This is a genomic window from Pseudomaricurvus hydrocarbonicus (assembly GCF_011602365.1).
Classification (GTDB): domain Bacteria; phylum Pseudomonadota; class Gammaproteobacteria; order Pseudomonadales; family Cellvibrionaceae; genus Pseudomaricurvus; species Pseudomaricurvus hydrocarbonicus.
This window is the reverse complement of sequence record NZ_JAAONZ010000004.1, coordinates 319,386-345,129: the sequence shown is the minus strand read 5'-3', so window position 1 is coordinate 345,129 and position 25,744 is coordinate 319,386. Positions and strand designations below refer to the sequence as shown.

Genomic DNA, 25,744 nt, shown 5'->3' with positions numbered 1-25,744 from the left:
AATCAACCGTGTCTGCTGAGCTGTCTGCCGATGCGGGCCAGCGAGCCGCCAAGTCCAAAAAAATAGCCACCAAACCGAAAAAACAACCCGCCGATGTGGACCGTAATTTCGATGATCTGGCCCATCGCTTCAAGCGCAATGTTTATGATCGTTTGAAGGGGGATATACGCCTGGCGATATTGGAGCGCGACTTGTCTGAATTCATACCAGAGGCTTCATGGGCTGTGGAGGCGGACGGTGTTGCTGCCCAACCCATGAAAATTCTGGACGCCGGAGGTGGGCAGGGGCAGTTCAGTATTTCCCTGGCCCGGCAAGGGCACGAGGTTGTGCTGTGCGATATATCCGCCGAAATGTTGAAGCTTGCTCAACAAAACTGCCTTGAGGCGGGGGTGGCAGATCGGGTGCACTTACACCACGGGCCAATACAGTCGTTGCCGGCGAGTTATCGGGAACAGTTTGATTTAGTGCTTTGCCACGCCGTACTGGAGTGGGTGGTCAAGCCGCAAGAGCTGTTGCAGACACTGCTGGCGTTCTCGGCCCCGCAAGGATACTTCTCGCTGACTTTTTATAACGTCAACAGCATCATGATGAAAAACCTGTTGCGGACCAATTTTCAGAAGGTGATTGATGATGATTATAAGGGCTATCGAGGCAGTCTTACGCCCACCTACCCCAGAGAGCCTGAGGCCGTGTATCAATGGTTGGCGGAGTTGCCCCTGGAGCCGCTCTGTTGCAGTGGCATCCGTTGCTTTCACGATTACATCCTGGAGCCGAAGCACCGGATGAACGAGCCGCAGCAGCAATTGTCACTGGAATTGAGATTGTCACGTCAAGAACCCTGGCGCTCGCTGGGACGCTACATCCACGTGTTGAGCCAGAAAATCGCATAGACGTTCGCCGTGCTCAAGGCTCTGTCGATAACGGCTTAAATTGTTTTAGACTCGCCACGAAACAATTATGACTTTAATAAAAAGTCCTTGGCTTGATTGATTTTGGCGGCAAGGTAATCGCTGCCGCCCCGGTCCGGGTGGACTTTTTGCATCAGCTTGCGGTGGGCCTGAATGATGTCCTTGTTCGTGGCGTCATCGTTTAGCCCCAGAATCTGCAGGGCCTCATGGCGCCCCATATGGCCATGGGAGCCGTTTTGCCCGGTTGACGACTGGTACTCGGAGTTGCCGCCGCTGGCGGTCCCGGAGCTGCGACGGAACCTGCGTTGAATGTAAGCCGTGAGCAAACGGGCAGATTCGGTATCCTGCTCGCGATAAGTGGCCAGCAGAGCGTTCAACTCTTCCTCGCTGAGGCTCTCCAGGCTTCTACCTTGAAACTCACCCGCTAAAATTTCCCCTTTCATTTCACCGTTGGTCATGTTCACCGTCATCCGGATAAACCGGGTGTTTAAGGTCGGGTTGGCGAAACTTTGTCTGCTCAGCCAGTCCTTAACCGGGAGGTAGCGCAATGCCAGCGGGCCAATTTGTTTGGCAATGGGGATCATCAGGGCAATCAGTGCGCCTAACCAGTGAAGCCGGCCGGTGGCGGCAAGAGCCACAATCACCAAAATCAGGCCGTACATGGCGTACTTCCACAGCAGGTCTTTTTGCTTCTGTGCCGGTTGACGTTTGAAATGTTTGTAACCATAGAGGCCAATAAATACTACGGCGATGAGGAATATCAGTCTGAAAAGCACAGTGTGGACCTTATGGGGCAGTGGAATAACGTGTGGGCATTATAAAAGGGCTGGTTTGGGATAGCTATTGTGAGGACAGCTAAAGGCACGAACTTGATCATGGGCAGGGGCCTCGTTCAGGCGTTTTTTTCGTGGTGTTGTCCGGGAGGCAATCACAGAATGCCAAAAACGCATGCAACAGAGTATTATAGGCACCCGAAATTCAGAGGCAGTGGCTCATTGAGCCGCACAGTCAGAGAGGTACGCATGAGTGTTCAGGTGATTATGAAGGATGGGCGCCCGGAATGGGCCGTCTTGCCCTATACAGAATATGAAGCCCTTCTGGCCAGGGTCGAGGCACTGGAAAGCGGTGCGCCAGCACCGGCAAGCACGGAGATCCGAGCGGAGGATTCACGAAACTTGCGTAAAACCATGATGGAGCAACTGCAAAATGTGGCCAGCGTTTCCCAAGCAGGAAGCTTTCAGGGGGAAAAAGCGGCCAAGCTGCGGCTGTCAAAAGGGCTGGATGAAGCGCATATCGCCAGAGAAATCGGCATCAGCCCGGTTTATCTCAAGCAAATCGAATCCGGTGAGAGAGAACCCAGCGAGCCCATTCTGCGTAATATTGCCAGAGCTCTGGGTGTGGACGTGAACGAATTGTCCGGTGAGTAGCCCTGACTGCTTATGACAGGGCCGAGGGGCCGCGGTGAGGTGTTAACCCGTGCAGTCATTGGCTGGCTTTTTCTTCTTCCCGGAGTTTGTCGCGGACCTTGGTCAGGATCACGCCGTAATGATTGTGGCCCAAGCGGTCCCGGCCACACCCCCAAAAATAATCGTAACTGCTGCTTTCGACGATTTTTTTCGCGTCGGTGTCCATAAGAGCCTGATAGGCCTGTGTATGGGTTTTGCAACGCGTGTAGACGGCTCGGGTCATAATGGTCGTACGAATGGATTTCCAGTCAGGGCGCGGGCGCTTAAAGCGGTTGCGCCCCAGTTTTCTTGCCTGCTTGGGGGAGGTCGCTGCGCGAATTTTTTCCCGGTATTGGGAATCCTCGAACTTCATCGCCTGAAAATAATGCTCAACGGTTGGCCATTCAACACCTTCCAGCGTAAAGCTTAAAGGGTAGTAGGTGCCCAGCAGTTCAGTGTCGTCAGAACGCGAAAAATAATAGGCATTTTCGTCGGTGGGTAAAAAAAGTCCTTCCATAATAATCTGGCTTATTTTAATTCATCTTGGGCTGATGTTGATTCATCGACGCGGTGATGCCGTCAAGGCTTTCCAGCATCATACCTTCTTTAATGCTGCCGGGGGAAACATCCAGTTGCTCAATGTTAAGGCTGTCGAAAATGGCGCTGAGCAAGGCCAGGCCCGCAGGCAGTACATCCCAGCGAAGCGAGTCGGGGATCTGCTCGCTGATTTCGCCGCTCACTCGAAGCTCCTCAAGCAGTTGTTGCAGGTGGGCTTGAGTGATGCGGGGGGGCGCCGGTTGAACTGGCAGTAAATCGAGAATGACCCGCATGGTTCCTGAGGCGCCCAGAGTTAACGCCCATGACATGTTGTTAAAGGCCGCAGCTTGTTCAGAGAGCAGGTCGTAACTGTATTGATAGGCCTGTTCAAGTGCCTGTGCGGGAATCTTTCGCCGAGGGCGGCTGCCGCCCAAAAAGCGGTTTGCCAAATCCACGCAGCCCAGCGAAAAACTGTGCCAGTGTTTAATCTGCGGGCCCTGGCCAATGAGGAGTTCGGTACTGGCGCCACCGATATCGACAATCAGTGATTGCTCATGCCTCTGGGCGGCAGGCAAGCAGAACTGAACCCCGCGGTAAACCAGCTCGGCCTCGCGTTGTCCGCTGATGATTTCGATGGGGCAGCCCAGCAGCGGCTCAGCCATGTGAAGAAATTCAGCCAGATTTTGACACTGGCGCAAAGCTTGAGTGCCTACGGAGCGTTTGATGGCCTGCGGGTAGCTGGAGAGGATTTCCTGAAAATGGGTCAGGCAGGCCTGTGCCCTTTGGAGCGCCTCCGGGGCCAGGTTGCCTTGCGCGTCCATGCCTCGGGCCAGTTGCACCATTTCTTTTTGTCGGGCCACCTCAGTTAACTTGCCATCCCGCCATAAGCAGATGAGAAGGTGGAAGCTGTTTGATCCTAAATCAATGGCGGCCAGAAACTGCGTAGTGGGAGAAATAGGAGAAGTCGCGGTTGAGTCCATAGTGGGTGAGGTGTCCATCTTGGGGTGTCTGGTCATCCGGTCTGTTGTGTGGAGGTGCACACCGGGTTCCGGGGGTAACGATTGGTCGAGAATTGTAACTCACTGGTTTATGCTTATGGGCATTAAGACCGTATTGCCGGGATAAACCGGTCCCGGGTCGGTGCAACATTAGCCGATTGAGTCAGTGTTCTGGAGTTAATATGTCTGTTTTATCTAAAAAAGCGTCGCTGCCCACCGCCGAAGAAGCCCTGCCTGGGCGCGACACACCAATGCACCTGAGCAATAAGCACGCCTTGTTCGGGGTTGCGCTGCAGCCGCCGTTTCCGGACAACTTTGAACAAGCGGTGTTCGGCCTGGGGTGTTTTTGGGGGGCGGAGAGAAAGTTCTGGCAGCAGGAGGGGGTTTACAGCACCGCTGTGGGCTATTGCGGTGGCTTTACCCCCAATCCGACCTATGAGGAAGTCTGCAGCGGTTTAACCGGCCACAACGAGGTGGTTTTGGTGGTATACGATCCGCAACGAGTGAGCTACCTGCAATTGTTGCAGGTGTTTTGGGAGTCTCATAATCCGACCCAGGGTATGCGACAGGGCAATGACATGGGCACCCAATACCGCTCGGGCATTTATACCTTCGGGGAGAAACAGGCTGCGCTGGCTGTAGCGTCAAAAGAAAGTTATGGGCGGGCTCTGGCTGCCAAGGGGTTGGGTGAAGTGACGACCGAGATCTACGCGGCTCCAGCCTTCTATTTCGCGGAGGAGTACCATCAGCAGTATTTACACAAGAATCCCCAGGGCTACTGTGGCTTGGGAGGAACCGGCATCGAATGCGCCTTGTGATCCTCTTGGCTTGACGCCAAGGGCAAACAACAGGCAGGAGAGCGGCAAAGTAAAGCGAGCGATCGGCGCCGCTCGCTTTCAATCTCGCTAAGCTTGCAGAGATTGTACGGATAGACGTTGTGCTTGTGGTGTGACTTGGCCCTAGGCCTTGGCGGAACGCAAGCGCATGAGACCCTCCTGGCTGGTAGACGCAACCAAGCGGCCGTCACGGGTGTAAAAACGCCCAAAATTCAAGCCACGTCCTCCGGCTGCAACCGGCCCCTCCATGTGATAGTAAATCCAATCGTCCACGCGAAAGTCGGCGTGAATCCAAATGCAGTGATCCAGCGTCGCGGCTTGCAGTGAATTACCATTGTCGCTAAAGCGAACTTCATGAGGCAGCAGGGCAGAGGCTAACAAGCGAAAATCCGAGGCATAGGCCAGGAAGGCCTGGTGCATGGGAAAGCCCCTGTCGAGCTTGTCCCGACATTTAAACCAGAAGCCATGCACCGGTTCACTGCCTTTGGGCTGGAGAAATGGCAGGTCACCGTTGGTGCGAACTTCAAAGGCACCCAGTGCATCGGCGGGCGGCGGCGGGGAGGCGTCCGGGCGTTCTTTCCGGTACTCCTGCATACGCTCGCGATCCGGAGTTAAGCTTTCAGGGGCAGGCACATCCGGCATGTCCACCTGGTGTTCCAGACCTTCTTCAGGAATTTTGAACGACAGTGACGTGTTAAAAATGGCTTTGCCATTTTGTATCGCAACAACCCGGCGGGTGGTAAACGAATTGCCGTCACGTATAGGGTCGACTTCAAAGATGATGGGACGACTGGTGTCCCCGGGGCGTAAGAAATAGGCGTGCATGGAATGCATTTGACGTGATTCGGGCACGGTGCGAATCGCCGCGTTTAGGGCCTGCGCCAACACCTGTCCGCCAAATACCCGAGGCAGTTCTGTTTTTGGGGTAGTCCCCCGAAACAACAAGGTGTCCAGCTGCTCAAGCTCAATAATCTCCGCAAGTTGTTCTGTTGAGTTGGTCAAATTGTCCTCTCTTAGACTGGGGGCAAGCATATTGTTGTGAAACGCCGATATTAGCTCCTGAAGGCTACCGATTGATCTACTGACAAACGGGCATCAGGAATTCATGAAAAAAATCAGCCATTCCGTTTTTTAGAGTGCACTGACTATAGTTCAACGGGGTCAGTCGACACCATAGCCAATCCGCTCTAAATACACTTCGGTCAGGTTTTTAACGTCACTGGGCCGGAGGTGTTGTGGTGTCTACTGTGCTGCCATTTGTGCTGTGTGTGCTAGCTATGTGTGCTAATAGGCGCTTGAGGAAAACTGCACCAATCGCTCCAGCTGCCGGGGTATAACAACGGTTGTTTCCCCGCCAGCTGGGCGGACACAATATTGACACAGGCGGTGACGCCGGAACCGCAGTAAATCACCAGCGGTTTGTCATCCTTGATGCCCTGCCATCGCAGGTCATGAAACGCCTGCGGTCGAATGAAACCCGCTTCGTCGGTAATGTCAGCCCAGGGTTTGTTGATGGCTCCGGGGATGTGCCCGGCAACCGGGTCTATAGGTTCGGATTCGCCTCGATAGCGGGGAGCTTCACGGCTATCGATCAACTGGTAGGCTGACTGGTTTAGGGATTGAAAGATCATGTCAAAGTTAACGGTGTTATTGACCTCGAATAAATGGGTTTCCGAGGTGTTACCGGTCGGCACATCTTTCGGTTCCGTTTCGATGGGATGACGTTGTGCTTTCCAGGCCTGATAGCCACCATCAAGGAATTTGACATTGTTGATGCCAGCGGCTTTCAATAACCACCAGGCTCTGGCGGCAAAGGCAAAACGTTGATCATCGTACACCACGACCGGTGTCCCGGCATTAATCCCCCAGCTCTGCAGTTGCCGGGCAAAAAACTCAGCATCAGGAAGAGGGTGGCGGCCACCGTGCTGTTGTTTTTCCGCCGAGAGGTGCTTTTCCAGATGGCAATAGAGCGCCCCTGGAATGTGGTCAAGCTGATACAAGCGTTCACCCTCTTGGGGATCCGCCAGTGAAAACCGGCAATCCAGAATCACGGTATTCGTCAGCTCATCCGCGAGCTCATCTGCGGTGATGAAGGTATTGTCAAGCCGGGCGTCTTTGTTTGGGCTGGTCATGTTGTCTGCCTTGCAAGCGTTAAAAGGTTTAACGCAAGGTTAAGAGAATAACGACATCCAGTCGAGGGAGTCTTCGGTATTGCCGTCGGGCTTGTATTCCGCACCAATCCATTTGTCGTAGCGTAGATCTTGCAGTTGCTGAATGATTTTCTCAAACGCCAGGTTCCCCGTACCTGGTTGGTGTCGGTGGGGCGTATCCGCAAATTGTAGGTGTCCGATATCGGATAGAATCTGCGGCAACAGAGCTTGTGTGGGCTCATTCATACGGGCCATGTGATACAAATCATATTGCATTTTGACGGTGCGATGGTTGAGGTCTTTCAGGACTTGTTGCATCTGAGCCACACTGTGAATCAAAAAGTCCGGCATGTCGTAAGTGTTGATGGCTTCAAATACCGTGGTCACTCCGATCGACTGGAACTGGTCCGCGCAGTACTCCAAATTGTGCAAAAACACATCAAAGCACCGATCGCTCTGCTTCTGGTCCGGGACTCTGCCGGCCAGTACGTTGACACAATCGACCTGCAAACTCTCCCCATAGATCAGGCACTGGTCAACGGCATGCCTGAAAGCATCGGTGGTGTTCGGTGAGCAGGCTAACCCCAGGCCGCCCGCCATTAAATCGCCCGCAGGCACATTGATCAGGGCAATCCTGGTGTCGGCTTGCTGTTGCCGGTCGATCAGGAGCTGCAGATCCTCGTCGTATGGGAATTGAATTTCGACAGCGTTAAAACCGTTCTGCCTCGCCGCCGCGAAACGCTCCGCAAGAGGGTGCTCGGTAAACAGCGTGGAAATGTTAGCGCATAGTTTCATGGTGGTGTTGTTTCAATATTTTTAATGGGGTTGCCGTCTGTGGCTTCGGCGGGAGTCATAAGGCTTAAGGTGCATGACACCCTGATGAGTACAGTTCGACTAGGGTGGCGGGATCTTTGTCTTGATTGCCGCCGTTGGCGTGTTGTTGCATCAATTCCCGAGCCAGCTGGCTCATCGGGGTATTGGCGTTGCTCTGGCGGGCCAGGTTGGCGGACAGGTCGAGATCCTTGAGGAGGGTTTTAACATGCCATTTCACCGGCTCAAAATCTTTGTCTGCCATGCGTGATCCGGTTAGCTGCAGCGGCAGGGAGTCTGCGAACCCGCCCTTAAGCGCTTGCGGGATCTTGTGGGTGTCCACGCCGGCCTTTTCTGCCATCGCCATGACTTCGGCCATGACCATCAGGTTGCAGCTGACGAGCATCTGATTGCAGATCTTGGTGGTCTGGCCGCTGCCCACCTGGCCCATGCGGGTGACTCGCTGGGACAAGTGAGACAGAATCGGGCGTATGGCGTCAATGGTTGCTTCGGGTCCGCCTGCCATGATCGCCAAACTGCCGGTTTCTGCACCGCTAACGCCACCGGAAACCGGGGCATCAACCCACTGCGCCCCGCATTGGTTGAGCAACTGATCCGCAAGGTCGCGGGTGGCATCAGGCGAAATGCTGGAGAAGTCAACGATGATGGTGCCCGGTTTGACGAAGGCTTTAAGGCCCCGTGGGCCTTCGACGATGTGTTTTACCGCGTCTGTGTCAGACACGCAGAGCATGATGATGTCGCTGCCGCGCACAAGTGCTTGCAGGTCAGTGCAGGGGCTGGCCCCGAGCCGTGCGGGCTGTTGCAGTTTGTCCGGGTTGCGGATCCAGACATTCACTTCGAAGCCGGCCTGTAACAGTCGAGTGGTCATGGGCACGCCCATTAGCCCCATACCGATAAAGCCCAGCACGGGCTTGCCGCTGGAGCTGGAGGTCTCGAAGTGTGTAGCGGATGACTGTGGGGTGGGCATAGGCGTTCAGGAGTCTCGAAAAAGGGGCGGATTTTCTACAGACCGTCAGTATACCACTGTCAATCTTGAGGAAAACGGGCCCCAGACAGGTCTGATTGGGCTCCGAATCGGCAGGGAGAGTAGGGCGTAAAGCGATGTTGGGGCAAATTCACGATGAAATTTATGCGTTTTGTCAGTAAGATTGCTGCCAATCTGAACATGCCAGCTAAGACTTTGATTTCGCTTAACTTTGCATGATTTTGCTTTACCTTGCTTAACGTACCTGGTGCTTATGGCGTGTCTGCCTGGCAGGAATTTACCAAGGCCGCTCGCTATTGAGTGGGCTTTTTTCCAAAGCCGGTACGGCAGTAATCCACAGCCGGTACACAAGCCGGGTATTTTAGACGCTCTTGAAGAGCGCACTTAAAAAGAGCTTTTAGACGAGCACCCTGAAGATTTTTCCAAGGAATCGTGTGTGGCATGACGCAACCGCTGATCGAATTACAGGCACTCCGCTGCGAGCGTGATGAGCGGGTTCTGTTTGAGAACCTCGACCTCAAGGTCATGCCCGGTGATGTGGTGCAGATTGAGGGGCCCAATGGGTGCGGTAAGACCACCTTATTGCGTTTGCTGACAACCACATCCACGGATTACGAGGGACAGATTTTGTGGTGTGGAGCGCCGTTAAAAGACCAGCGCCTGGATTACCTGAACAAGCTGCTTTACGTTGGGCACCTTCCTGGGGTCAAGAAGGCGCTGACACCGCGAGAGAATCTGGACTGGTTTTGCGGAGTCAATCAGGGCCATCAGCGCTGCACGATTGAATCCGCCCTGGAAGAAGTCGGGTTGTTCGGGTTTGAGGATGTGCCTTGCCACCATTTATCGGCCGGCCAATTGCGTCGCGTCGCGCTGGCACGCTTGTTTCTGACTCCGGCCAGGGTCTGGGTACTCGATGAACCGTTTACCGCTATAGACAAGCAAGGGGTTCGAAATCTGGAAAATTTAATGGCCGAACACGCTGCCGGCGGCGGCTGTGTGTTATTAACGACTCATCAGGATATGTCGATGAGCGCGGTTCGCAAGATCAATTTAGAAGAGTTTAAGCCGCAGTCTGAATGGTCAGCAGGTGACATTGTATGAGCGCGCGGGAGCCGCAGGAGCGGGTAAGCTTGCAAGCGCAGCCGTTGGCGACCCCCGGTATCGGAGCGGGGTTTTGGGCCACGCTGCGCCGCGACGTGTTGATTGCGTTTCGGCACCGGGGCGAAATGGCCAACCCGATCATGTTTTTGCTGATGGTGATTACCATGGTGCCGCTGGGCATCAGCCCGGAATCGGCGGTATTGGCCAATCTGGCTCCGGGCATGATCTGGGTGGTGGCACTGCTGGCAACGCTGCTCTCACTGGATGGCTTGTTTCGCAGTGATTTTGAAGATGGCTCGCTGGAACAGCTGCTCATGTCACCGCAACCCTTGTATTTCCAAGTGCTGGCGAAGGTGCTGGTGCACTGGCTGGTGACTGGCCTGCCGCTGACGGTGATGGCACCCATTTTGGGGGTTATGCTGTCTTTACCGTCAGCGGGTTACGGTCCCTTGATGGCTTCGCTGCTGTTGGGCACCGGGTGCCTCAGTTTGATCGGGGCTATTGGTGCTGCTTTGACGGTGGCCTTGAGAAAGGGGGGAATTCTGATTTCGTTGATCATTATGCCTCTTTATGTTCCAGTGCTGATATTTGGCGCAAGTGCGGTGACCAGTGCGATCGACGGTTTTCCGATGAGCGGGCAGTTGGCAGTGCTGGGGGCATTTCTGGCCTTGTCGGTGATACTGGCCCCCCTCGCAGCAGCGGGAGCCTTGCGCATCAGTGTGAACGGTTGAACGGATGGGCGAGTGTTGCGGTCACTGTTTTACTTGAAATTGTACGTTTGAAGAAAGGCTTTGCGATTCCGAGGCGGGGCTGAGTGAATCGCCGGCAGGCCGCCAATGTAGTGTAAAATGGCTCCTTGCGGGCCAAATGAAAGATTTTTTGATGAATTGCTGCGTTATTGCTGGGGACCCGGTCAATGTGTAGCGAAATATGAGGAAGAGACGTGGCTTGGCAATGGTTTCATCGATTAGGCTCTCCGCGCTGGTTTTTTGAAAAAACCAACGCCTGGATTCCCTGGCTGGCCGCCATCAGCATCAGTTTGCTGATCGTCGGTGCTGTCTGGGGGTTGGCGTTTGCACCCGCCGATATGAAGCAGGGCAACAGTTACCGCATTATTTATATTCACGTACCCGCGTCGTTCCTGGCCTTGGCTGGGTATTACACCATGGCAATCAGCGGTGCCATTGGCCTGATTTGGAAGATGAAACTGGCCGATATGGTGATGAAATCGGCGGCCCCCATTGGCGCGGTACTGACGTTTGTCGCCTTGATCACCGGTGCCGTTTGGGGCAAGCCGACCTGGGGAACCTGGTGGGTTTGGGATGCCCGCATCACCTCCATGCTGGTGTTGTTCTTTTTGTATCTGGGTGTGATCGCACTGCAAGAGGCCTACCAGAATCAGGATACGGCCAATAAGGCCAGCGCCATCTTGGCGCTGGTGGGCACCGTCAACATTCCCATTATTTATAAGTCGGTGGATTGGTGGTACACCCTGCATCAGCCTGCAACGATCAAATTCACCTCAGAATCGACCATTCATCCGACCATGCTGTATCCACTGCTGGTGATGGTGGTGGGGTTTTACGTCTTTTACGCCCTGGTCTTGCTGATGAGAACGCGGACCGAGATCCTCAGTCGGGAAAAGAAAACTCGCTGGGTCCAGGAGTTGGCGGTGAAGACCTGATCACCTCTAGAGGAACCGTTTTGTCATCATCCGGCGCTGGCCGGGTGCTCATTCAATTCTTATTGGAAGCCGTACATGAAGTTTCAATTTGAAAGTTTGCAGGGTTTTTTGTGGATGTCCGGTCACGGCCCTTATGTGTGGGCCTGTTATGTGATCACAGCCCTGGCGTTGACCTATTTACTGCTTTCACCGGTGATCAAGCGCCGTGCATTAATGGCCGACCTGAAGCGGCAAGCGAGAGTCCGGGAGCATGAAATGAGACATCAAACGTCCTGAATACGTCACGCAAAGGCTTGCTCTTGGTGATCGGCTAAGAGCCGCCCGTACGAATACCGAACACACAGTTTTAGAAAGAGAGAGTTTGCATGCACCCGGTAAGAAAACAGCGTTTAATAATGGTGTTATTTGTGGTGATTTTCGCCAGTGTCGCTGTGGGCCTGTTGGCCTACGCCCTCAGGGAAAACATCAATTTATTTTACCCCCCATCCAAGATCATTGCGGGTGAGGCTCCTGTCGACAAGCGCATTCGCGCCGGCGGTTGTGTGCTGCCGGGGGAGGTTCGGCGAGCAAAAGACAATCTGGATGTCAGTTTCCTCATTACCGATGGTGCCGCTTCGGTGGAAGTTCAATACAGTGGGATTCTGCCGGATTTGTTCGCTGAGGGTGAAGCGGTGGTGGTGAACGGCAAGCTGAATGGTGAAGGCGTGTTCATGGCGTCTGAAGTCTTGGCCAAGCACGATGAAACCTACACCCCCCCTGAGGTGGCTGAAGCCATGCAAAATACCGGTGAACACCAGAAAACCTGTGAAGGCATGAATTATGGTTCCTGAGTTTGGTCATTTCGCGTTAATTCTGGCTTTCTGTCTGGCGATTGCTCTCACGATCGTTCCTCTGTGGGGGGCTCACACGGGCAACCGGGTCATGATGGCTTCCGGTCGCAGCATGGCGCTGGGGATGTTTGTCTTCGTGGGCCTGTCGTTTGCGTGCCTGGTCTACGCGTTTGTGCAGGATGATTTCTCGGTCGCTTACGTGGCCAATCAGTCCAATAGCCTGCTGCCCCTGCAGTACAAGGTCAGCGCGGTCTGGGGAGGGCATGAAGGGTCGCTGTTGCTCTGGGTGCTGATTCTGTCCGGCTGGACTCTGGCGGTGGCCATCTACAGCAAAGATATGCCGCTGGACATGGTGGCGCGGGTGCTGTCAGTGATGGGTATGATCGCCATTGGTTTTTGTGCCTTTGTGTTATTGACCTCCAATCCGTTTGACCGGTTGTTGCCCAACCCTCCGGCCGATGGCGGTGATTTAAACCCGCTGTTGCAGGACTTTGGCCTGATCATCCATCCACCCATGCTGTACATGGGCTATGTGGGATTTTCCGTGGTGTTTGCGTTTGCCATCGCCGCGCTCCTGTCGGGCCGCCTGGACAGTGCCTGGGCGCGCTGGTCGCGTCCCTGGACGACGGTTGCCTGGGCCTTCCTGACGATCGGGATAGCCCTGGGCAGCTGGTGGGCGTATTACGAATTAGGCTGGGGCGGCTGGTGGTTCTGGGACCCGGTTGAAAATGCTTCCTTTATGCCCTGGCTGGTGGGAACGGCTTTAATCCACTCCCTGGCCGTGACCGAAAAGCGGGGCGTGTTTAAAAGCTGGACGTTATTGCTCGCTATTTTTGCGTTTTCCCTGAGTTTGCTGGGCACTTTCCTGGTTAGATCCGGTGTGTTGACCTCGGTGCACGCGTTTGCCGCGGACCCTGAGCGCGGGGTATTTATCCTGATTTTCCTGGCGTTGGTGGTTGGGGGATCCTTGACGCTGTATGCGTTCAGGGCGCCATCGGTGAAGGCGGCAGCCAGTTTTGAGTGGTTATCGCGCGAAGCCTTCCTGCTGGGGAATAACGTCTTGCTGGTGGTTGCCACAGGCACCATCTTATTGGGTACCCTCTACCCGTTGATTGCCGATGCGCTCAACTGGGGGAAAATCTCGGTCGGGCCACCGTATTTTGATTTCTTCTTCATCCCCTTGATGGTCTTGCTGGCGGTGCTGCTGGGCTCAGCGGCTTTGGTTAACTGGAAGCGGGGCCAGCTGAGTACGTTGAAGGCGTGGCTGCTGAAGCCGGCGGTATTGAGTGTGGCTTTAGGCGCTTTGTTGCCGCTGGTTATTGCGGATGAATACTCGATCTCGGCGGCGCTTGCGATCACGGTGGGCAGCTGGATCGTTCTGGCTACCCTGACCGACATACGCTATCGCCTGCGCAACAAGAAAGGCTGGCTAAAAGGCTTTGGGCAGTTCTCCCTGAGTTACAAAGGCATGCTTTTAGCTCACACCGGGGTCGCCTTTACCTTACTCGGTGCCAGTCTGAATACCATCTATTCAGATCATCAGGACATCCGCATGGAAGTGGGGCAGCGCATAGAGCAGGGTGGTTACGAGTACCATTTTAAAAGCGCCGAAAAACTGCGCGGCCCCAATTACCTGGCTGACCGGGGTGTGATTGAGGTTTATCGGAACGATAAGGTCATTGATGTTCTACACCCTGAGAAGCGTCGCTATCTGTCCGGCGGTAACCTGATGACCGAGGTAGGAATAAATGCCGGGTTTTGGCGCGATCTTTACGTCGCCCTGGGCGAGCCGCTTCCCGACGGAGCCTGGGCTGTAAGAATTCATTACAAACCCTTCGTGCGGTGGATTTGGCTGGGGGCCATCCTGATGGGGCTTGGCGGTCTGCTGGCGGTGCTCGATAAGCGCTACCGAGCGACTGCGAAAGCCACCGAAAGCCTCACTAATGAAACAGTCGCGAGCCAAGACCCGGCAGCAGCTGAAGCCCGGTAATCAACCGGCGGCTCATACTGTCACTGAACTCGTGGGTCTGGCCGGTACAAATGATTGCTACCAACTGATGATGCCGATGCAAGTTATCGTGATCGGTAAAGCGATACTTGCGGGTAAAGCGATTGTTGTGGGTGAAACTGCCGCTATCGCTATAGCTGATGAACGAAAAGGTACAGAATGTCTCGATTGACGTTGTTTGCTCCGCTGATTATTTTTTTGGTCCTGGCGGCTTTTTTCTGGCGAGGCTTGAGCCTTGACCCCACCGCAATGCCATCTGCGCTGATCGACAAGCCGATGCCCGCATTCAGTTTGCCGACGGTTGGCGATGCTGACCGGGTGATCGTCGGCGAAGACCTCAAAGGTGAGGTTACCCTATTGAATGTCTGGGCCACCTGGTGCATCTCTTGCCGGGTTGAGCACCCGTACCTGGTGAAACTGGCCAATCAGGGGATCAAAATCGTGGGCGTCAATTATAAAGATGATGTTCCGGCTGCGCAGAAATGGTTAAAGGAATTTTCCAATCCGTATGTGTACAGCATCGTCGATGCGGATGGGCGTTTAGGCATTGATCTCGGTGTGTTTGGGGCGCCTGAAACCTATGTGCTGGATCAGCAGGGTGTCATTCGTTACAAGCACGTGGGTGTGGTCGACGATAAAGTTTGGAGCGAAAGAATCAAACCGATTGTGGATGCCTTGAAAGAGGGTTGAGAATGACCGAGAAAAATCCGGACTTAACCTCTGTTGCTGATTATTGCCCGATTTGTCAGCAGCAAAATCACTGTGGTAATCAGCAGCGCCAGCAAACGGCCAGTGCCACCGCCGATGATTTCGATTGCTGGTGTCTGCATGAAACGATTGATCCCAACTTATTGGAATCGCTGCCGTTACAGCAGCGGGGGCGGTCCTGTATCTGTCAGTCCTGCGCGTTGAAGTCCTCCCGGTCACGCAAGTCCGGGGGGGCTCCCGACCCGGCATCGGTTGAAACCTATATTCCTCCTGGCGCTTAAAGGCCTTTACCGGGTTCATCGACCCCCTTCATGTTACTGAACATACTCAAGCTCGCCGGCCAGCAGTCACTCCCTGCTGGCCGGCTGAGCCTGTCACTCCTGACGTGCTGCGATTACACACTTTCCGGCAGAGCTGCTTCTGCGGCGCTTGAGCGCTCCATATCATTGTGTTGTTGCTGCCGCTTTAGATCTTGTGGCAGTTTGGCGGCGCCAATAAACGCAGCTATAGCCGCTATCAACCCCACGAAAGACGTGAAGATCATGGCATAGCGCAATGATTCCGATCCCAGAGAGGGCGCGAGAAAGTCACTGAGCATGCCCACAAACAGTGGCCCCATCCCCAGACCAATAAGATTCAAAATAAAAAACAACACCGCTGACCCCATGGCGCGCATCATCGGTGGCAGCAGGGTGTGCGTAATGGCGATGGTGGGGCCCAAATAAAAAGCACCAGTCATGGTCGCCAGAAACAAAAAGGCCAGAGCCCAGTTGGATTGATCGTGGGTAAGCGCTAAAAAGTTCATTGGCAAGCAGATCAACGCCGGGATGGCGGCTATCCATAAATACCAGCGCATGTCTCTTTTTCCGAGTCTATCGGCAAAGTAGCCCCCGAGAAACGTACCAGCTGCGCCGCCAATGCCGGTGATGAGCGCCAAACTGGTGCCCACCTGCAGACTGTCGAAGCCATGCGTGCGGATAAGAAAAGACGGCATGAAATTGCCAAGCCCATAACTCGTGAACGCAGCCAGTCCCGCGGCGACGGAATAAAAACGGAATGAGCGCAGCTGCCAAAGCGTCGCCATGGTGTGTTTGAAACTGGCTCTGGGCTTGCTGCCTGCCTGGACGATGCGGGGATCCACTGGGTCAGACTGCCCGCGCACTGGCTCACGAATGGTAAATCTGACCAGGAGTGCGATCAAAATGCCGGGAACGCCCACCACAAAAAACGCCCAACGCCAGCCAAACGTGTGATTGATCCAGCCGCCAATGAGAAAGCCGAGCAAAATGCCTATGTATACGCCGGTGGAATAAAACGACAGGGCCGTGCCCCGTTGCTCCGCTGGGTAATAGTCCGAAATCATGGAGTGTGCCGGGGGGCTGCCGCCGGCTTCGCCGACGCCGACGCCGATACGGGCCAGCAATAACTGGAAGAAGTTTTGCGTCATGCCAGACAGTGCCGTCATGCCGCTCCACACGGTGATGGCCAGAGCCACAATGTTTCTGCGGTTGCCGGCATCGGCCCAGCGGGCAATAGGAATGCCCACGCTGACGTAAAAGATGGCAAAGGCAAACCCGGTCAGTAACCCCAGTTGTGTATCGGAGAGCCCCATGTCGGCTTTAATGGACTCCTGCAGGATGACCAGGATCTGGCGGTCGATGAAATTAAACGCATACACCACGGTTAAAATCACCAGCACATAACGTCGATAGGCGGGTGTGTAGCTGATGGCCTGTGGATCCGGGGAGCTAGTGTTGGCAGGCCCCTTGCTGTCGGTTGAGACGGTCCCGTCGCTGGACACAGTTCTGTTGGCGGACATAGTTCTCTCTTTATTTCTTGTTATATTGTCTATGAACATAACAGATGAGAGAGCCTGGGGAAAACCCTTATTTGACATTTTTGGGTGAGTATATTTGCTGTGAATTATGGGCTATAGCTGTCGTTGATGATGGGCGAGGAGAGTAAAATAATACGTGCCAGAAAACAGACAGGCACTGTTTCTGACACGGGATTAATGCCGGCGCTGCATCCCAAAACGGCTTGACGGGCTTAGCGGCGGAGTGTGGTTGCAGAGTGGGGGTTAACGTTACGCTCAGTCCGCAACGGCGACGGGCTTTGTCTCCCGCTGCCATATTTCCTGAGTCGTTACGTCGGGGTAAAGGTCATCCAAAGGGCGCGGGATACCGTCGTTGTCGATGACCTGCGCGTGTGAGCGGCGCAATTGACGAGGTTCCTTGACACCACAGGAGTTGGAAATCACGGACACTTCATGAATCAGGTTTTGAGCATAGTTGTATACGCGGTTGGCCTTATTGGCCGGGTTGAGACCTTTTTGCAAATCGGGGTCATGGGTGGTAATCCCGGTCGGGCAGGTGTTTTTATTGCATTGCAGAGCCTGAATACACCCCAGAGCAAACATGAAGCCACGGGCGCTGACCACTTCATCGGCACCGACGCACAACGCCCAGGCGACGTCTGAAGGGTTAACCATTTTGCCGGAGCAGATGACTTTTATGCGTTTGCGCAGCCCGTATTCATTCAGTTTGTCAATCATCAGTGGCAGGCTGCGGCGCAGTGGTAATCCCACGTAATCCATTAGGCTTTGAGGTGCCGCACCGGTGCCGCCGTCAGCGCTGTCGATGGTAATAAAGTCTGGTGCATACTCCAGGCCCCGCTTGTGGATGGCCTGGCAGAGTTCGTCTATCCAGCGGCTCTCCCCGATGACGCTCTTAAAGCCGGTGGGTTTGCCGGTAAGGTCGCGCACGCGGTGCAGAAAAGTCAGTAAATCATCGATGGAGCGAATGTCGAGGTGCCCATTGGGGCTGATGGAGTCCAGGCCAATCGGGATGCCACGGGTAGAGGCAATCAGCGGTGTGACCTTTTCCCCCGGCAGGATACCCCCTTTGCCTGGCTTGGCTCCCTGACTGAGTTTAATTTCAAACATCTTTACCTGAGGGTGGTTGGCAACGGATTTCAGCTTGTCTTCGTCCAGAGTGCCGTCGTCTTTACGAACCCCGTACTTTGCTGTGCCCATCTGGAAGACCAGGTCACACCCACCCTGGAGGTGGTAGGGCGACAGGCCGCCTTCACCCGTGTTCATCCAGATGCCCGCTTTTTTGGCTCCGTGAGATAACGCTTGAATGGCGGGAACAGAAAGTGCACCAAAGCTCATGCCGGAGATGTTGAAGAAGGAGCTTGAGGTGTATGGGTGGCGCGCGAAGCCTTCACCTATAGTAATGGTTGAGGGGGGTTGTGCCTCGGCCTTCATGGTGGGAAAAAACGCGTTTAAAAACAGAACTTCGCCAGTCTGGTTCAAAGGGCGGGTGGAGCCAAAGGCAATGGTCGAATCAATATTTTTGGCGGCTCGATAAACCCAGCTGCGCTGAGCCCGGTTAAACGGCAGTTCTTCGCGGTCAAGGGCAAAGAAGTACTGACGGAAAAACTCGCCTAAGTGCTCGAAAAGATAGCGAAAGCGACCGATTACCGGGTAATTTCGACGTATTGCGTGTTTGGTCTGATGGATGTCAACCCAGAACATGTAAACCAGCGATACCAGTCCAGCTCCTACCATCAAGATGAAAAGCAGGGCGAAAAACTGAAAAAAACCTGAAATAAAGTTAGCCAGCCAGTCCATTTGAAAGCCTTTTGAGTGTCGAGAAAACCGGATAATAGCAAACTCACGCAAACAGTGGGCGCTTTAGAGGGCTCCCGGCCCGCTGAAATGCAGGAATATGCCAATCAACGTCTAGACTACAGTTCAACGATAACTGAGATAAAGAATTTCTCAGTGACATGGACTTTCAAGAACGCTGTTGGTTTAATTCGGGTTCAGAAACTTCGGGCTTCTGGATACTGATCATGTTTGCAGCTTGGCAAAGTGGCAGTTGCCGGGTTAAGCCACAAAATAATAACAATGCACAACGTTGCCGTGCCTTAGGTGAACATGTCCCGTTAGACCTGGCCCTCTCAGAGACGGCCTTTATTCGAAACAGCAACTCTTGGACCGTTATTTCGAGGTCATTTTTTTCGAGACAGTTTAGCCCTTTTATGAGTAAGGATTTAGAGTTTTGACTTTTAACACTTCCATTTACAAAGATCGTCGTAGAAAGCCAGCCATTATTGATGTAGAGGCAACCGGCTTTGATTCTCTCAGTTTCCCTATCGAGGTCGGGGTCGTGACGAGTAACGGCGAGCGCTATTCCTCATTGATAAAGCCTTACGCCAATTGGGATTGTTGGGGGGAAGAGGCTGAAGCCGTCCACGGCATCAGTCAGGCAGATCTTGAGAAATACGGTAAGCCGGGCAATGTGGTCGCACAGGAGCTGAATGCGCTGCTAGAGCACCAGACCGTCTACAGTGACGGCTGGGTGGTGGATAAGCCCTGGCTTATCAAGTTGTTTGACCGAGCCAGAACGCCCATGAACTTTTGGCTTTCTCCTTTAGAGATGATTTTGACCGAACCTATGATGGAGTGCTGGACCGAAGCCCGATCCATTGTTGCGTCAACGTTTGACGGGAAACGGCACCGGGCGAGCACCGATGCCTTATTCATTCAGCAGACTTACGACTGCGCGGCCGAGTTGAGTGGCGCTTGAATCGAGCTTTACCCGGTGCCCGACGATGGTCGGGCACCGGGGGCAGCCGCTGAAATTCAGATATCAGCGGCTAACCGGGTGCCCTGGTTGATGGCTCGTTTGGCATCCAGTTCGGTGGCCACATCGGCGCCTCCAATCAAATGATACGGTTTGGTTAAGCCTTCCACCAGATCCCGTTTCGGTTCCTGACCGGCACAAAGAATGACATGGTCTACATCCAGTACTTTGGTGTCGTTACCGACTCGAATGTGCAATCCCTCATCGTCTATTTTCAGGTACTCACAGCCCGGGATCATTTTCACCCCTTTGTTGATCAGGCCGGTACGATGAATCCAGCCGGTGGTTTTACCGAGTCCACCGCCCACTTTTGCCGCTTTGCGCTGCAATAAATACACTTCCCTCGGTGAAGGCGTCACCTGAGCGTTGATACCTTCTATACCGCCGCGAGCCTGCAGGTTCATATCCACTCCCCATTCCTGCATGAACGCTGTGATATCCTGGCTGGTGGAAGGGCCGGCATGGGTCAAATATTCTGACACATCAAAGCCGATCCCGCCGGCACCGATGACCGCGACCTTGTTGCCAACGCTGGTTTTGTTTTTGAGCACATCGAGATAGCTGAGGACTTTTTCGTGTTCAACGCCGGGAATCGCCGGAGTACGTGGAGTAATGCCTGTGGCGACGATGATTTCATCAAAATCGGCTGCATTGAGTGCCTCGGCTGTCACGGCGGTGTTGAGCTGTAAGTTCACACCTGTGAGCTCAATGCGACGTTTAAAGTAGCGAATGGTTTCGTAAAACTCTTCCTTCCCGGGAACTTGTTTGGCGATATTAAACTGACCACCAACTTCACCGGCAGCATCAAACAAGGTGACGTGATGACCGCGTTCTGCGGCTGAAGTCGCAAAGGCCAGACCCGCAGGGCCTGCGCCAACGACGGCCAACTTTTTGACGCCAAGGGTCGGTAGCAGATTCAATTCAGTTTCGTGACAGGCTCTGGGATTGACCAGGCAACTGGTCATTTGGCCGTTAAAAATGTGGTCAAGGCAGGCCTGGTTGCAACCAATACAAGTATTGATTTCGTCACTTTTGCCAGCAGCAGCCTTGCTGACGAAGTCGGCATCCGCAAGAAACGGACGCGCCATGGACACCATATCGGCATCGCCATTGGCGAGCACTTCTTCAGCTTTTTCGGGCGTATTAATGCGGTTCGAGGTAATCACCGGAATACGGAACTGCTGTTTAAATTTAGCCGTAACCCAGGTAAATGCGGCACGAGGCACTTTGGTGGCAATCGTCGGGATGCGGGCTTCGTGCCAGCCGATGCCGGTGTTGATGATGGTTGCTCCCGCGGCTTCAACGGCCTTGCCCAGGGTGACGATTTCTTCGTAGGAGCTGCCTCCTTCCACCAGATCCAGCATGGACAGCCGGTATATAATAATGAATCGTTCGCCCACCGCCTCGCGCACACGACGCACCACTTCGACGGGTAAACGCATCCGGTTTTCGTAGTTGCCGCCCCAGTCATCATCGCGTTTGTTGGTGCGTTCAGCCAGAAACTGATTGAGGAAATAGCCTTCAGAGCCCATGATTTCGACACCGTCGTAACCACTTTTTTGCGCCAGTTCTGCCGTGCGGACGAAATCTTCAATCTGTTGTTCGATTTCTTCTTCGGTTGCCGCTTTGGGTTTGAACGGATTGATGGGAGCCTGAATGGCGGAGGGGGCTATGGGGTTTTCATTAAAAGCGTAGCGGCCGGTGTGGAGAATTTGCATACAGATCTTTCCACCCGCTTCATGCACCGCAGAAGTGATGATTTGATGGTCGGCACAGTCGGCTTCACTCCAGAGCATTTTGGTATGCTCGTGCGTTGCGGCCCGCCTGTTCGGCCCAAAGCCTCCGGTGACGATGAGTCCCACGCCACCGCGAGCGCGCTCAGCGAAAAAAGCCGCCATACGCTCGTGACCATTGGGCGCTTCTTCCAGCCCGGTGTGCATGGAGCCCATCAGGACACGATTTTTCAGGGTGGTAAAGCCTAAATCCAGGGGCTTCAACATATGGGGGTATGCATTCGTGCTCATGTGTATTTCCTGTCTCAATATCTAATGCGGTTTGGTGGAAAAGTCGGTCTGGGTTTCAACTGATAAAGCCGGCGCTGTGCAAGCGTTCCGTCATTTTTTCAAATAGACTGTTGAGGCCGTTGATGGGTCTCATCATGACCTCAAAGTGGATGATTTTACCGGCCTCATTCCAGCGGATGAGGTCTATGCCTTTTACCTTTTTATCGCCGACCGTCGCGGAAAACTCGAGGGCAAAATCATTTGGGTTGAGCCATTCCCGGTGGTACTCAAACGACTGAAAAATATCGATCACCATGGCCAGGATATACGCTGTGATTTCTCGTCCCTGTTTGGGGCTCCAGACGGTAGGTGAGTGGAATTCAACATTTTCATCCAGCAGTTCATGCAAAAGTGTCAGGTCTTTTTCAAAAACAACTTTGTGCCAACGTGCCAGGCGCTCATCAGTCATTGGGAGATCCTCTTGGGTGCAATTACTCAGTTAAAGAAAAGGCTCAGTCGAAAATGGACGTCATTTTGTTCAGCTCCTCAAAATCCGGCTCCCGCTTTTCGGCTTTTGCCATAAAAGTTTCCATCATGTCGGTTTCAGGCTGGAACATCCCGCTTTGCCAGGCGGCCATATAATTCAGACTGTCGGCGACAGAATGGTCGCGAGTGTAATTGATCATTTCTTTACAGCCAGTGACGGCCAGAGGAGAGCGGGCGGCAATTTGAGCGGCGATGTCCATGACATCATTCAGCATGGTTGCCTGATCCGGGTAGACTCTATTGATGAGGCCGGCTTGTTTGGCTTCGTCGGCGTACATGCGTCGACCGGTATACGCCAGCTCGCGCACCAGACCTTGGGGGATGAGGTGGGGTAGGCGCTGTAGCGTTCCGACATCGGCGGTCATGCCCAGCTTGGTTTCTTCAATGCTGAAAAAGGCATCTTCTGTGCAGTAACGGCTGTCACAAGCGGTGACCATGTCCACGGCACCGCCAATGCAACCTCCCTGAATGGCGGCCAATACCGGCATGCGCACTTTCTCCAATTGGCTGAGTGCCTCCTGCAATTGCAGCACGGTTCGACGCAGGTTTTCGTGCTTGCGCCCCAGTTCTTGTTTGGACGTTAAGGCGCCGCCGGTAAACACGGACAAATCCATGCCAGCGCAGAAGTGCTTGCCAGTCGAGGAGAGCACAATCACACGGGCTGCAGCTTCACGGTCGATGTGCTGAACGACCTCAGGCAATTCCCGCCAGAAGGCGGGGGTCATGGTGTTGAGCGTGTCGGGGCAATTGAGCTGAATGTGGGCAATTTTGGCGTCTATGTTCAGGGTTAGGCTGTCATAGCTCATGTGGGTGTTCTCCTTGCCTGTGTATTGATGCCTGTCATGGGGTGATGATTGGCGTCTGGTTTTGTGTGAACTGGACGGTGTCAAGTTTGTTGGGTCTTAACTTAGTCCTATATTTTGACAGTGTCAAGATCGATTGGTACATTGGATGACATGTCTCGTGCTTCCCGCTTGAGGAGGCATGCCCAAGGACCATACACAATGAAAACTTCCTATCATCACGGGGATTTACGCCAGGTACTGATGGACGAGGCGGCAAAAATGATTCGCGCGGACGGTGAGCAGGCTTTTTCCATGCGCAAACTGGCTGCAAAAACGGGGGTGTCCCGTACCGCTCCCTATCACCACTTTACCGACAAGCAGGCGCTCTTGTGTGCCATTGCCGAGGAGGGATTCAGGCGCTTTATGTTATTTGATGGCTCTGTGGTTAAGGACCCTGAGACCGGCATGATCGCGCGCTCGGTACTGGATGGCTTTGTCAGGGGCTACGTTCGCTTCGCGATCGAGAATGCCGAATATTACGACCTGATGTTTGGCGGACACCTTTGGAAGGATCGGCAACTGACGGAATCCCTGACCCGTGAATCCCACGCGTCCTTTCGCCGCTATGTCGATGGCGTTCGCCACTGGCAGGAGCAGGCATTGATTCTGGAATCCATTGACCCGCTTCGGTATGCGCAGGTCAGCTGGAGCACGCTGCACGGCATGAGTCGTCTGCTGATTGACGGTATTTATGTCGATGAAGCTGCCATTGAGCCCATTTGTCAAAATGCCGCCGCCATGTTGTGGTCTGAATTGACAGGATTGCGCCATTAGTTTTTTTTCACCTATGCTTGTTTGGCCTATTTAACCTCAATGGCACTCTGCCCGGAGGTGTTTATGAAGTCTCTGCAGCCCCGTATGAGCATGATCACGCTGGAGGTTAGTGACCTTGCCCGATCCATTCAGTTCTATGAGCAGGGGCTGGGGTTCCCAAGAATGGAGTCGCCACCAGAGGTGGCTTTTTTTACCTTGAGCGGCACCTGGCTGGGCTTATTTGGGCGCGAGGCGCTGGCAGAGGATGCCGCTGTTTCGGCGCAGGGGAGTGGGTTTAACGGTTTTGCCATTGCGCACAATGTGCACAGCGAGGCGCAAGTGGATGAGGTGATGGCGATTGCCAAGCGAGCGGGCGCTGTGATTACCAAAGCACCGCAAAGCGTTTTTTGGGGTGGTTACAGTGGTTACTTTCAGGATCCGGATGGGCACCTGTGGGAGGTGGCTTACAATCCGATGATGCGGGTGGGCCCGGAAGATTGAGCTTAAGCGTTATGGCGGGGCAGGGCGTGTCTGCTGGAGTTGCTGGCGGCATCCACCCACCAGAGTGTGGGTGGATGCCGCTGTAAGGGGCAGTTAAGTTATTGGCGTATGCCTTCAATGTGCAAATCCAGAGTGACCCGGGAGGACGCGGGGCCCAATTTGTCGGGTATCCCGAAGTCCTGCAGTTTTAACGTGGTCTTGCCGGAAAAGCCAGCGCGATACCCCATCCAGGGATCTGGGCCCTCTCCTACCTTGTAGGCCTCGATCGTGATGGGTTTGGTTACGCCATGCAGCGTCAGGTTGCCCTCCACTAACAATTGATTGTCGCCCCTGTCGATGACTTTGGTACTGACAAACTTTGCGGTTCCGAATTTTTTGGTGTCGAGGTAGTCATCGCTACGCAAATGCTTATCGCGCTCCGCATGATTTGAATCGATGCTGGTTGTGTCTACCAGAACCTCAATTTCCGAGGCTTCAACGTTGTTCAGATCGTAAGTGAATTTACCTTCAAATTTATTGAAACGACCCACCAGTATGGAATACCCCAGGTGAGGAATCTGAAAATTGATAGAGGCGTGTGCACCTTTGCTGTCAATTTTGTAATCCGCTGCCTGTGTGTGCAGGGGGGTGGTAAGTGCTGCTGCCATGAGTATGGGGGCGAAAAACCTCAAGGGTTTCATGGGTAACTCCTGTAATAGTAAAAGGTTGTTGGTCGTTGGATTAGATCATGCGTTTTAAGGTGCGATCCTTATCAAAAAAATGATGTTTGAAGGCCGCGAGTGCGTGGAGGCTTGATAAGCTGATCAGTGATACGGCCAGCCAGTAATGAAAGTATCCGGCGACGTCTTCCTGGTTGTCTATAAAGCTACCCAGTGCCGGAATCGTAAACCAGTTGAATATCGCGATGCCTCGGCCGTCCGCTGTCGAAATGAGATAGCCACTGATAACGATGGCGAAAGTCAGCAGGTAGAGCAAAATGTGCGCGATTTTTGCCAGTCTGATTTCCCAGGGGCGGTGACTGACCAGGGGCTGGGGTTGTGGTGTGAGTGCGCGCCACAGCAAGCGCAGCAGCATTGCTGTGGCCACCATAATGCCAAGGCTTTTGTGATAGTGAGGCGCTTTTTGATACCAGCTGTCGTAGTAGCCCAGATCGACCATCCACAGACCCAGTATAAACAGCCCTACCAGGGCCAGGGCGATGCTCCAGTGCAGCAGTTTACTGATTAATCCGTAGGCTTGTGGGGTATTTTTAAGCATGGCTGTCTGAGTGGGTGTCCCGTGGTTGGTTTTTCAGGCTTGTGGGGGCGTTAGGGTTAATGCCGCGGCTTAAATGTGGCCGCTTTAAAAAGTGCAGTCTAATGACAAACTAGAGTATAGGAACGATTAGTTCAAATAACGCTTCTCATTTCGAACATTGTGTTCA

The 25,744-nt window shown here is 53.9% G+C and carries 28 protein-coding genes; 14 read left to right on the top strand and 14 right to left on the bottom strand.

All coding sequences use genetic code 11. The features are described 5' to 3' along the window. Positions 1–8 precede the first annotated feature (8 nt). Positions 9–890 carry a methyltransferase domain-containing protein gene (locus G8770_RS08180; protein WP_208022119.1) on the top strand — a complete coding sequence of 294 codons (882 nt, stop codon included), beginning with the start codon at positions 9–11 and terminating at the stop codon, positions 888–890. Between the two features lie 65 nt (positions 891–955). On the opposite strand, the gene G8770_RS24380 is transcribed toward G8770_RS08180, so the two are convergent. After that, a complete protein-coding gene (locus G8770_RS24380; RefSeq protein ID WP_167184530.1) occupies positions 956–1,684 on the bottom strand; it encodes a DnaJ domain-containing protein in 729 nt (242 codons plus the stop codon). 246 nt (positions 1,685–1,930) lie between these two features. On the opposite strand from G8770_RS24380, the gene G8770_RS08170 reads away from it, so the two are divergent. Continuing rightward, a complete protein-coding gene (locus G8770_RS08170; RefSeq protein ID WP_167184527.1) occupies positions 1,931–2,335 on the top strand; it encodes a helix-turn-helix domain-containing protein in 405 nt (134 codons plus the stop codon). 55 nt (positions 2,336–2,390) lie between these two features. Here the strand turns inward: G8770_RS08170 and G8770_RS08165 are convergent, their stop codons facing one another. Then, positions 2,391–2,870: an NADAR family protein gene (locus tag G8770_RS08165; RefSeq protein WP_167184524.1), complete on the bottom strand. Its 480-nt coding sequence runs from the start codon at positions 2,868–2,870 to the stop codon at positions 2,391–2,393. 16 nt (positions 2,871–2,886) lie between these two features. Beyond that, positions 2,887–3,906: a Ppx/GppA phosphatase family protein gene (locus G8770_RS08160; protein ID WP_167184521.1), complete on the bottom strand. Its 1,020-nt coding sequence runs from the start codon at positions 3,904–3,906 to the stop codon at positions 2,887–2,889. A gap of 164 nt (positions 3,907–4,070) precedes the next feature. Between G8770_RS08160 and msrA the strand changes: the two genes are divergently transcribed. Continuing rightward, positions 4,071–4,706 carry a peptide-methionine (S)-S-oxide reductase MsrA gene (msrA, locus tag G8770_RS08155; protein ID WP_167184518.1) on the top strand — a complete coding sequence of 212 codons (636 nt, stop codon included), beginning with the start codon at positions 4,071–4,073 and terminating at the stop codon, positions 4,704–4,706. 141 nt (positions 4,707–4,847) lie between these two features. Here msrA and G8770_RS08150 read toward each other — a convergent pair whose 3' ends face one another. From G8770_RS08150 to G8770_RS08135, 4 genes are all read right to left on the bottom strand, one after another. Then, a complete protein-coding gene (locus G8770_RS08150; RefSeq protein WP_167184515.1) occupies positions 4,848–5,726 on the bottom strand; it encodes an acyl-CoA thioesterase in 879 nt (292 codons plus the stop codon). A 269-nt stretch (positions 5,727–5,995) separates the two neighbouring features. Continuing rightward, a complete protein-coding gene (locus G8770_RS08145; protein WP_167184511.1) occupies positions 5,996–6,856 on the bottom strand; it encodes a sulfurtransferase in 861 nt (286 codons plus the stop codon). A 39-nt stretch (positions 6,857–6,895) separates the two neighbouring features. Continuing rightward, the gene (locus G8770_RS08140) at positions 6,896–7,669 is read right to left on the bottom strand and encodes a TIM barrel protein (protein ID WP_167184508.1); all 774 of its coding nucleotides are present in this window, start codon (positions 7,667–7,669) and stop codon (positions 6,896–6,898) included. 64 nt (positions 7,670–7,733) lie between these two features. After that, positions 7,734–8,672: an NAD(P)-dependent oxidoreductase gene (locus G8770_RS08135; RefSeq protein ID WP_167184505.1), complete on the bottom strand. Its 939-nt coding sequence runs from the start codon at positions 8,670–8,672 to the stop codon at positions 7,734–7,736. A 459-nt stretch (positions 8,673–9,131) separates the two neighbouring features. On the opposite strand from G8770_RS08135, the gene ccmA reads away from it, so the two are divergent. The 8 genes from ccmA to G8770_RS08095 all read left to right on the top strand — a co-directional run bounded on the left by ccmA (position 9,132) and on the right by G8770_RS08095 (position 15,302). Further along, a complete protein-coding gene (ccmA, locus tag G8770_RS08130; protein WP_167184502.1) occupies positions 9,132–9,791 on the top strand; it encodes a cytochrome c biogenesis heme-transporting ATPase CcmA in 660 nt (219 codons plus the stop codon). Next, positions 9,788–10,522: a heme exporter protein CcmB gene (gene ccmB, locus G8770_RS08125; protein ID WP_167184499.1), complete on the top strand. Its 735-nt coding sequence runs from the start codon at positions 9,788–9,790 to the stop codon at positions 10,520–10,522. Before ccmA ends, ccmB begins: the two co-directional genes overlap by 4 nt. A gap of 212 nt (positions 10,523–10,734) precedes the next feature. After that, positions 10,735–11,475 (top strand): heme ABC transporter permease CcmC, encoded by a 741-nt coding sequence (locus G8770_RS08120; RefSeq protein WP_167184496.1) that lies wholly within the window; start codon positions 10,735–10,737, stop codon positions 11,473–11,475. 75 nt (positions 11,476–11,550) lie between these two features. After that, positions 11,551–11,751 (top strand): heme exporter protein CcmD, encoded by a 201-nt coding sequence (gene ccmD, locus G8770_RS08115; protein WP_167184493.1) that lies wholly within the window; start codon positions 11,551–11,553, stop codon positions 11,749–11,751. Positions 11,752–11,840: 89 nt separating this feature from the next. Continuing rightward, complete coding sequence (ccmE, locus tag G8770_RS08110; RefSeq protein ID WP_167184490.1) at positions 11,841–12,305, top strand: cytochrome c maturation protein CcmE; 465 nt, start codon at positions 11,841–11,843, stop codon at positions 12,303–12,305. Further along, positions 12,295–14,295 (top strand): heme lyase CcmF/NrfE family subunit, encoded by a 2,001-nt coding sequence (locus G8770_RS08105; protein WP_167184486.1) that lies wholly within the window; start codon positions 12,295–12,297, stop codon positions 14,293–14,295. The genes ccmE and G8770_RS08105 overlap by 11 nt, the downstream gene beginning before the upstream one ends. Before the next feature lie 177 nt (positions 14,296–14,472). Continuing rightward, a complete protein-coding gene (locus G8770_RS08100; RefSeq protein WP_167184483.1) occupies positions 14,473–15,003 on the top strand; it encodes a DsbE family thiol:disulfide interchange protein in 531 nt (176 codons plus the stop codon). A 2-nt stretch (positions 15,004–15,005) separates the two neighbouring features. After that, positions 15,006–15,302, top strand: coding sequence for a cysteine-rich CWC family protein (locus G8770_RS08095; RefSeq protein ID WP_167184480.1), 297 nt, complete (start codon positions 15,006–15,008; stop codon positions 15,300–15,302). Positions 15,303–15,415: 113 nt separating this feature from the next. Here the strand turns inward: G8770_RS08095 and G8770_RS08090 are convergent, their stop codons facing one another. Together G8770_RS08090 and G8770_RS08085 are read right to left on the bottom strand one after the other, a co-directional pair. Then, on the bottom strand, positions 15,416–16,840 hold the full coding sequence (locus G8770_RS08090) for a spinster family MFS transporter (RefSeq protein ID WP_167184477.1): 1,425 nt from the start codon (positions 16,838–16,840) through the stop codon (positions 15,416–15,418). Positions 16,841–17,113: 273 nt separating this feature from the next. Then, positions 17,114–18,655 carry an FMN-binding glutamate synthase family protein gene (locus tag G8770_RS08085; protein WP_167184474.1) on the bottom strand — a complete coding sequence of 514 codons (1,542 nt, stop codon included), beginning with the start codon at positions 18,653–18,655 and terminating at the stop codon, positions 17,114–17,116. Between the two features lie 433 nt (positions 18,656–19,088). Here G8770_RS08085 and G8770_RS08080 point away from each other — a divergent pair, with 433 nt between their 5' ends. After that, positions 19,089–19,616 carry a 3'-5' exonuclease gene (locus G8770_RS08080; RefSeq protein WP_208022118.1) on the top strand — a complete coding sequence of 176 codons (528 nt, stop codon included), beginning with the start codon at positions 19,089–19,091 and terminating at the stop codon, positions 19,614–19,616. A 56-nt stretch (positions 19,617–19,672) separates the two neighbouring features. On the opposite strand, the gene G8770_RS08075 is transcribed toward G8770_RS08080, so the two are convergent. From G8770_RS08075 to G8770_RS08065, 3 genes are read right to left on the bottom strand one after another with little or no spacing between them, the layout of a single operon-like run. Then, a complete protein-coding gene (locus G8770_RS08075) occupies positions 19,673–21,697 on the bottom strand; it encodes an oxidoreductase (RefSeq protein WP_167184471.1) in 2,025 nt (674 codons plus the stop codon). 55 nt (positions 21,698–21,752) lie between these two features. After that, positions 21,753–22,145: a nuclear transport factor 2 family protein gene (locus G8770_RS08070; RefSeq protein WP_167184468.1), complete on the bottom strand. Its 393-nt coding sequence runs from the start codon at positions 22,143–22,145 to the stop codon at positions 21,753–21,755. Positions 22,146–22,188: 43 nt separating this feature from the next. After that, entirely contained in the window at positions 22,189–23,028 is an 840-nt protein-coding gene (locus G8770_RS08065) for a crotonase/enoyl-CoA hydratase family protein (RefSeq protein WP_167184466.1), read from the bottom strand. A gap of 198 nt (positions 23,029–23,226) precedes the next feature. On the opposite strand from G8770_RS08065, the gene G8770_RS08060 reads away from it, so the two are divergent. Both G8770_RS08060 and G8770_RS08055 read left to right on the top strand, forming a co-directional pair. Further along, entirely contained in the window at positions 23,227–23,841 is a 615-nt protein-coding gene (locus G8770_RS08060; RefSeq protein WP_208022117.1) for a TetR/AcrR family transcriptional regulator, read from the top strand. Positions 23,842–23,904: 63 nt separating this feature from the next. After that, positions 23,905–24,321 (top strand): VOC family protein, encoded by a 417-nt coding sequence (locus G8770_RS08055; protein WP_243760323.1) that lies wholly within the window; start codon positions 23,905–23,907, stop codon positions 24,319–24,321. A gap of 98 nt (positions 24,322–24,419) precedes the next feature. Here the strand turns inward: G8770_RS08055 and G8770_RS08050 are convergent, their stop codons facing one another. Both G8770_RS08050 and G8770_RS08045 read right to left on the bottom strand, forming a co-directional pair. After that, entirely contained in the window at positions 24,420–25,001 is a 582-nt protein-coding gene (locus G8770_RS08050; protein ID WP_167184463.1) for a YceI family protein, read from the bottom strand. Positions 25,002–25,041: 40 nt separating this feature from the next. Then, positions 25,042–25,578: a cytochrome b gene (locus G8770_RS08045; RefSeq protein WP_167184461.1), complete on the bottom strand. Its 537-nt coding sequence runs from the start codon at positions 25,576–25,578 to the stop codon at positions 25,042–25,044. Positions 25,579–25,744 lie beyond the last annotated feature (166 nt).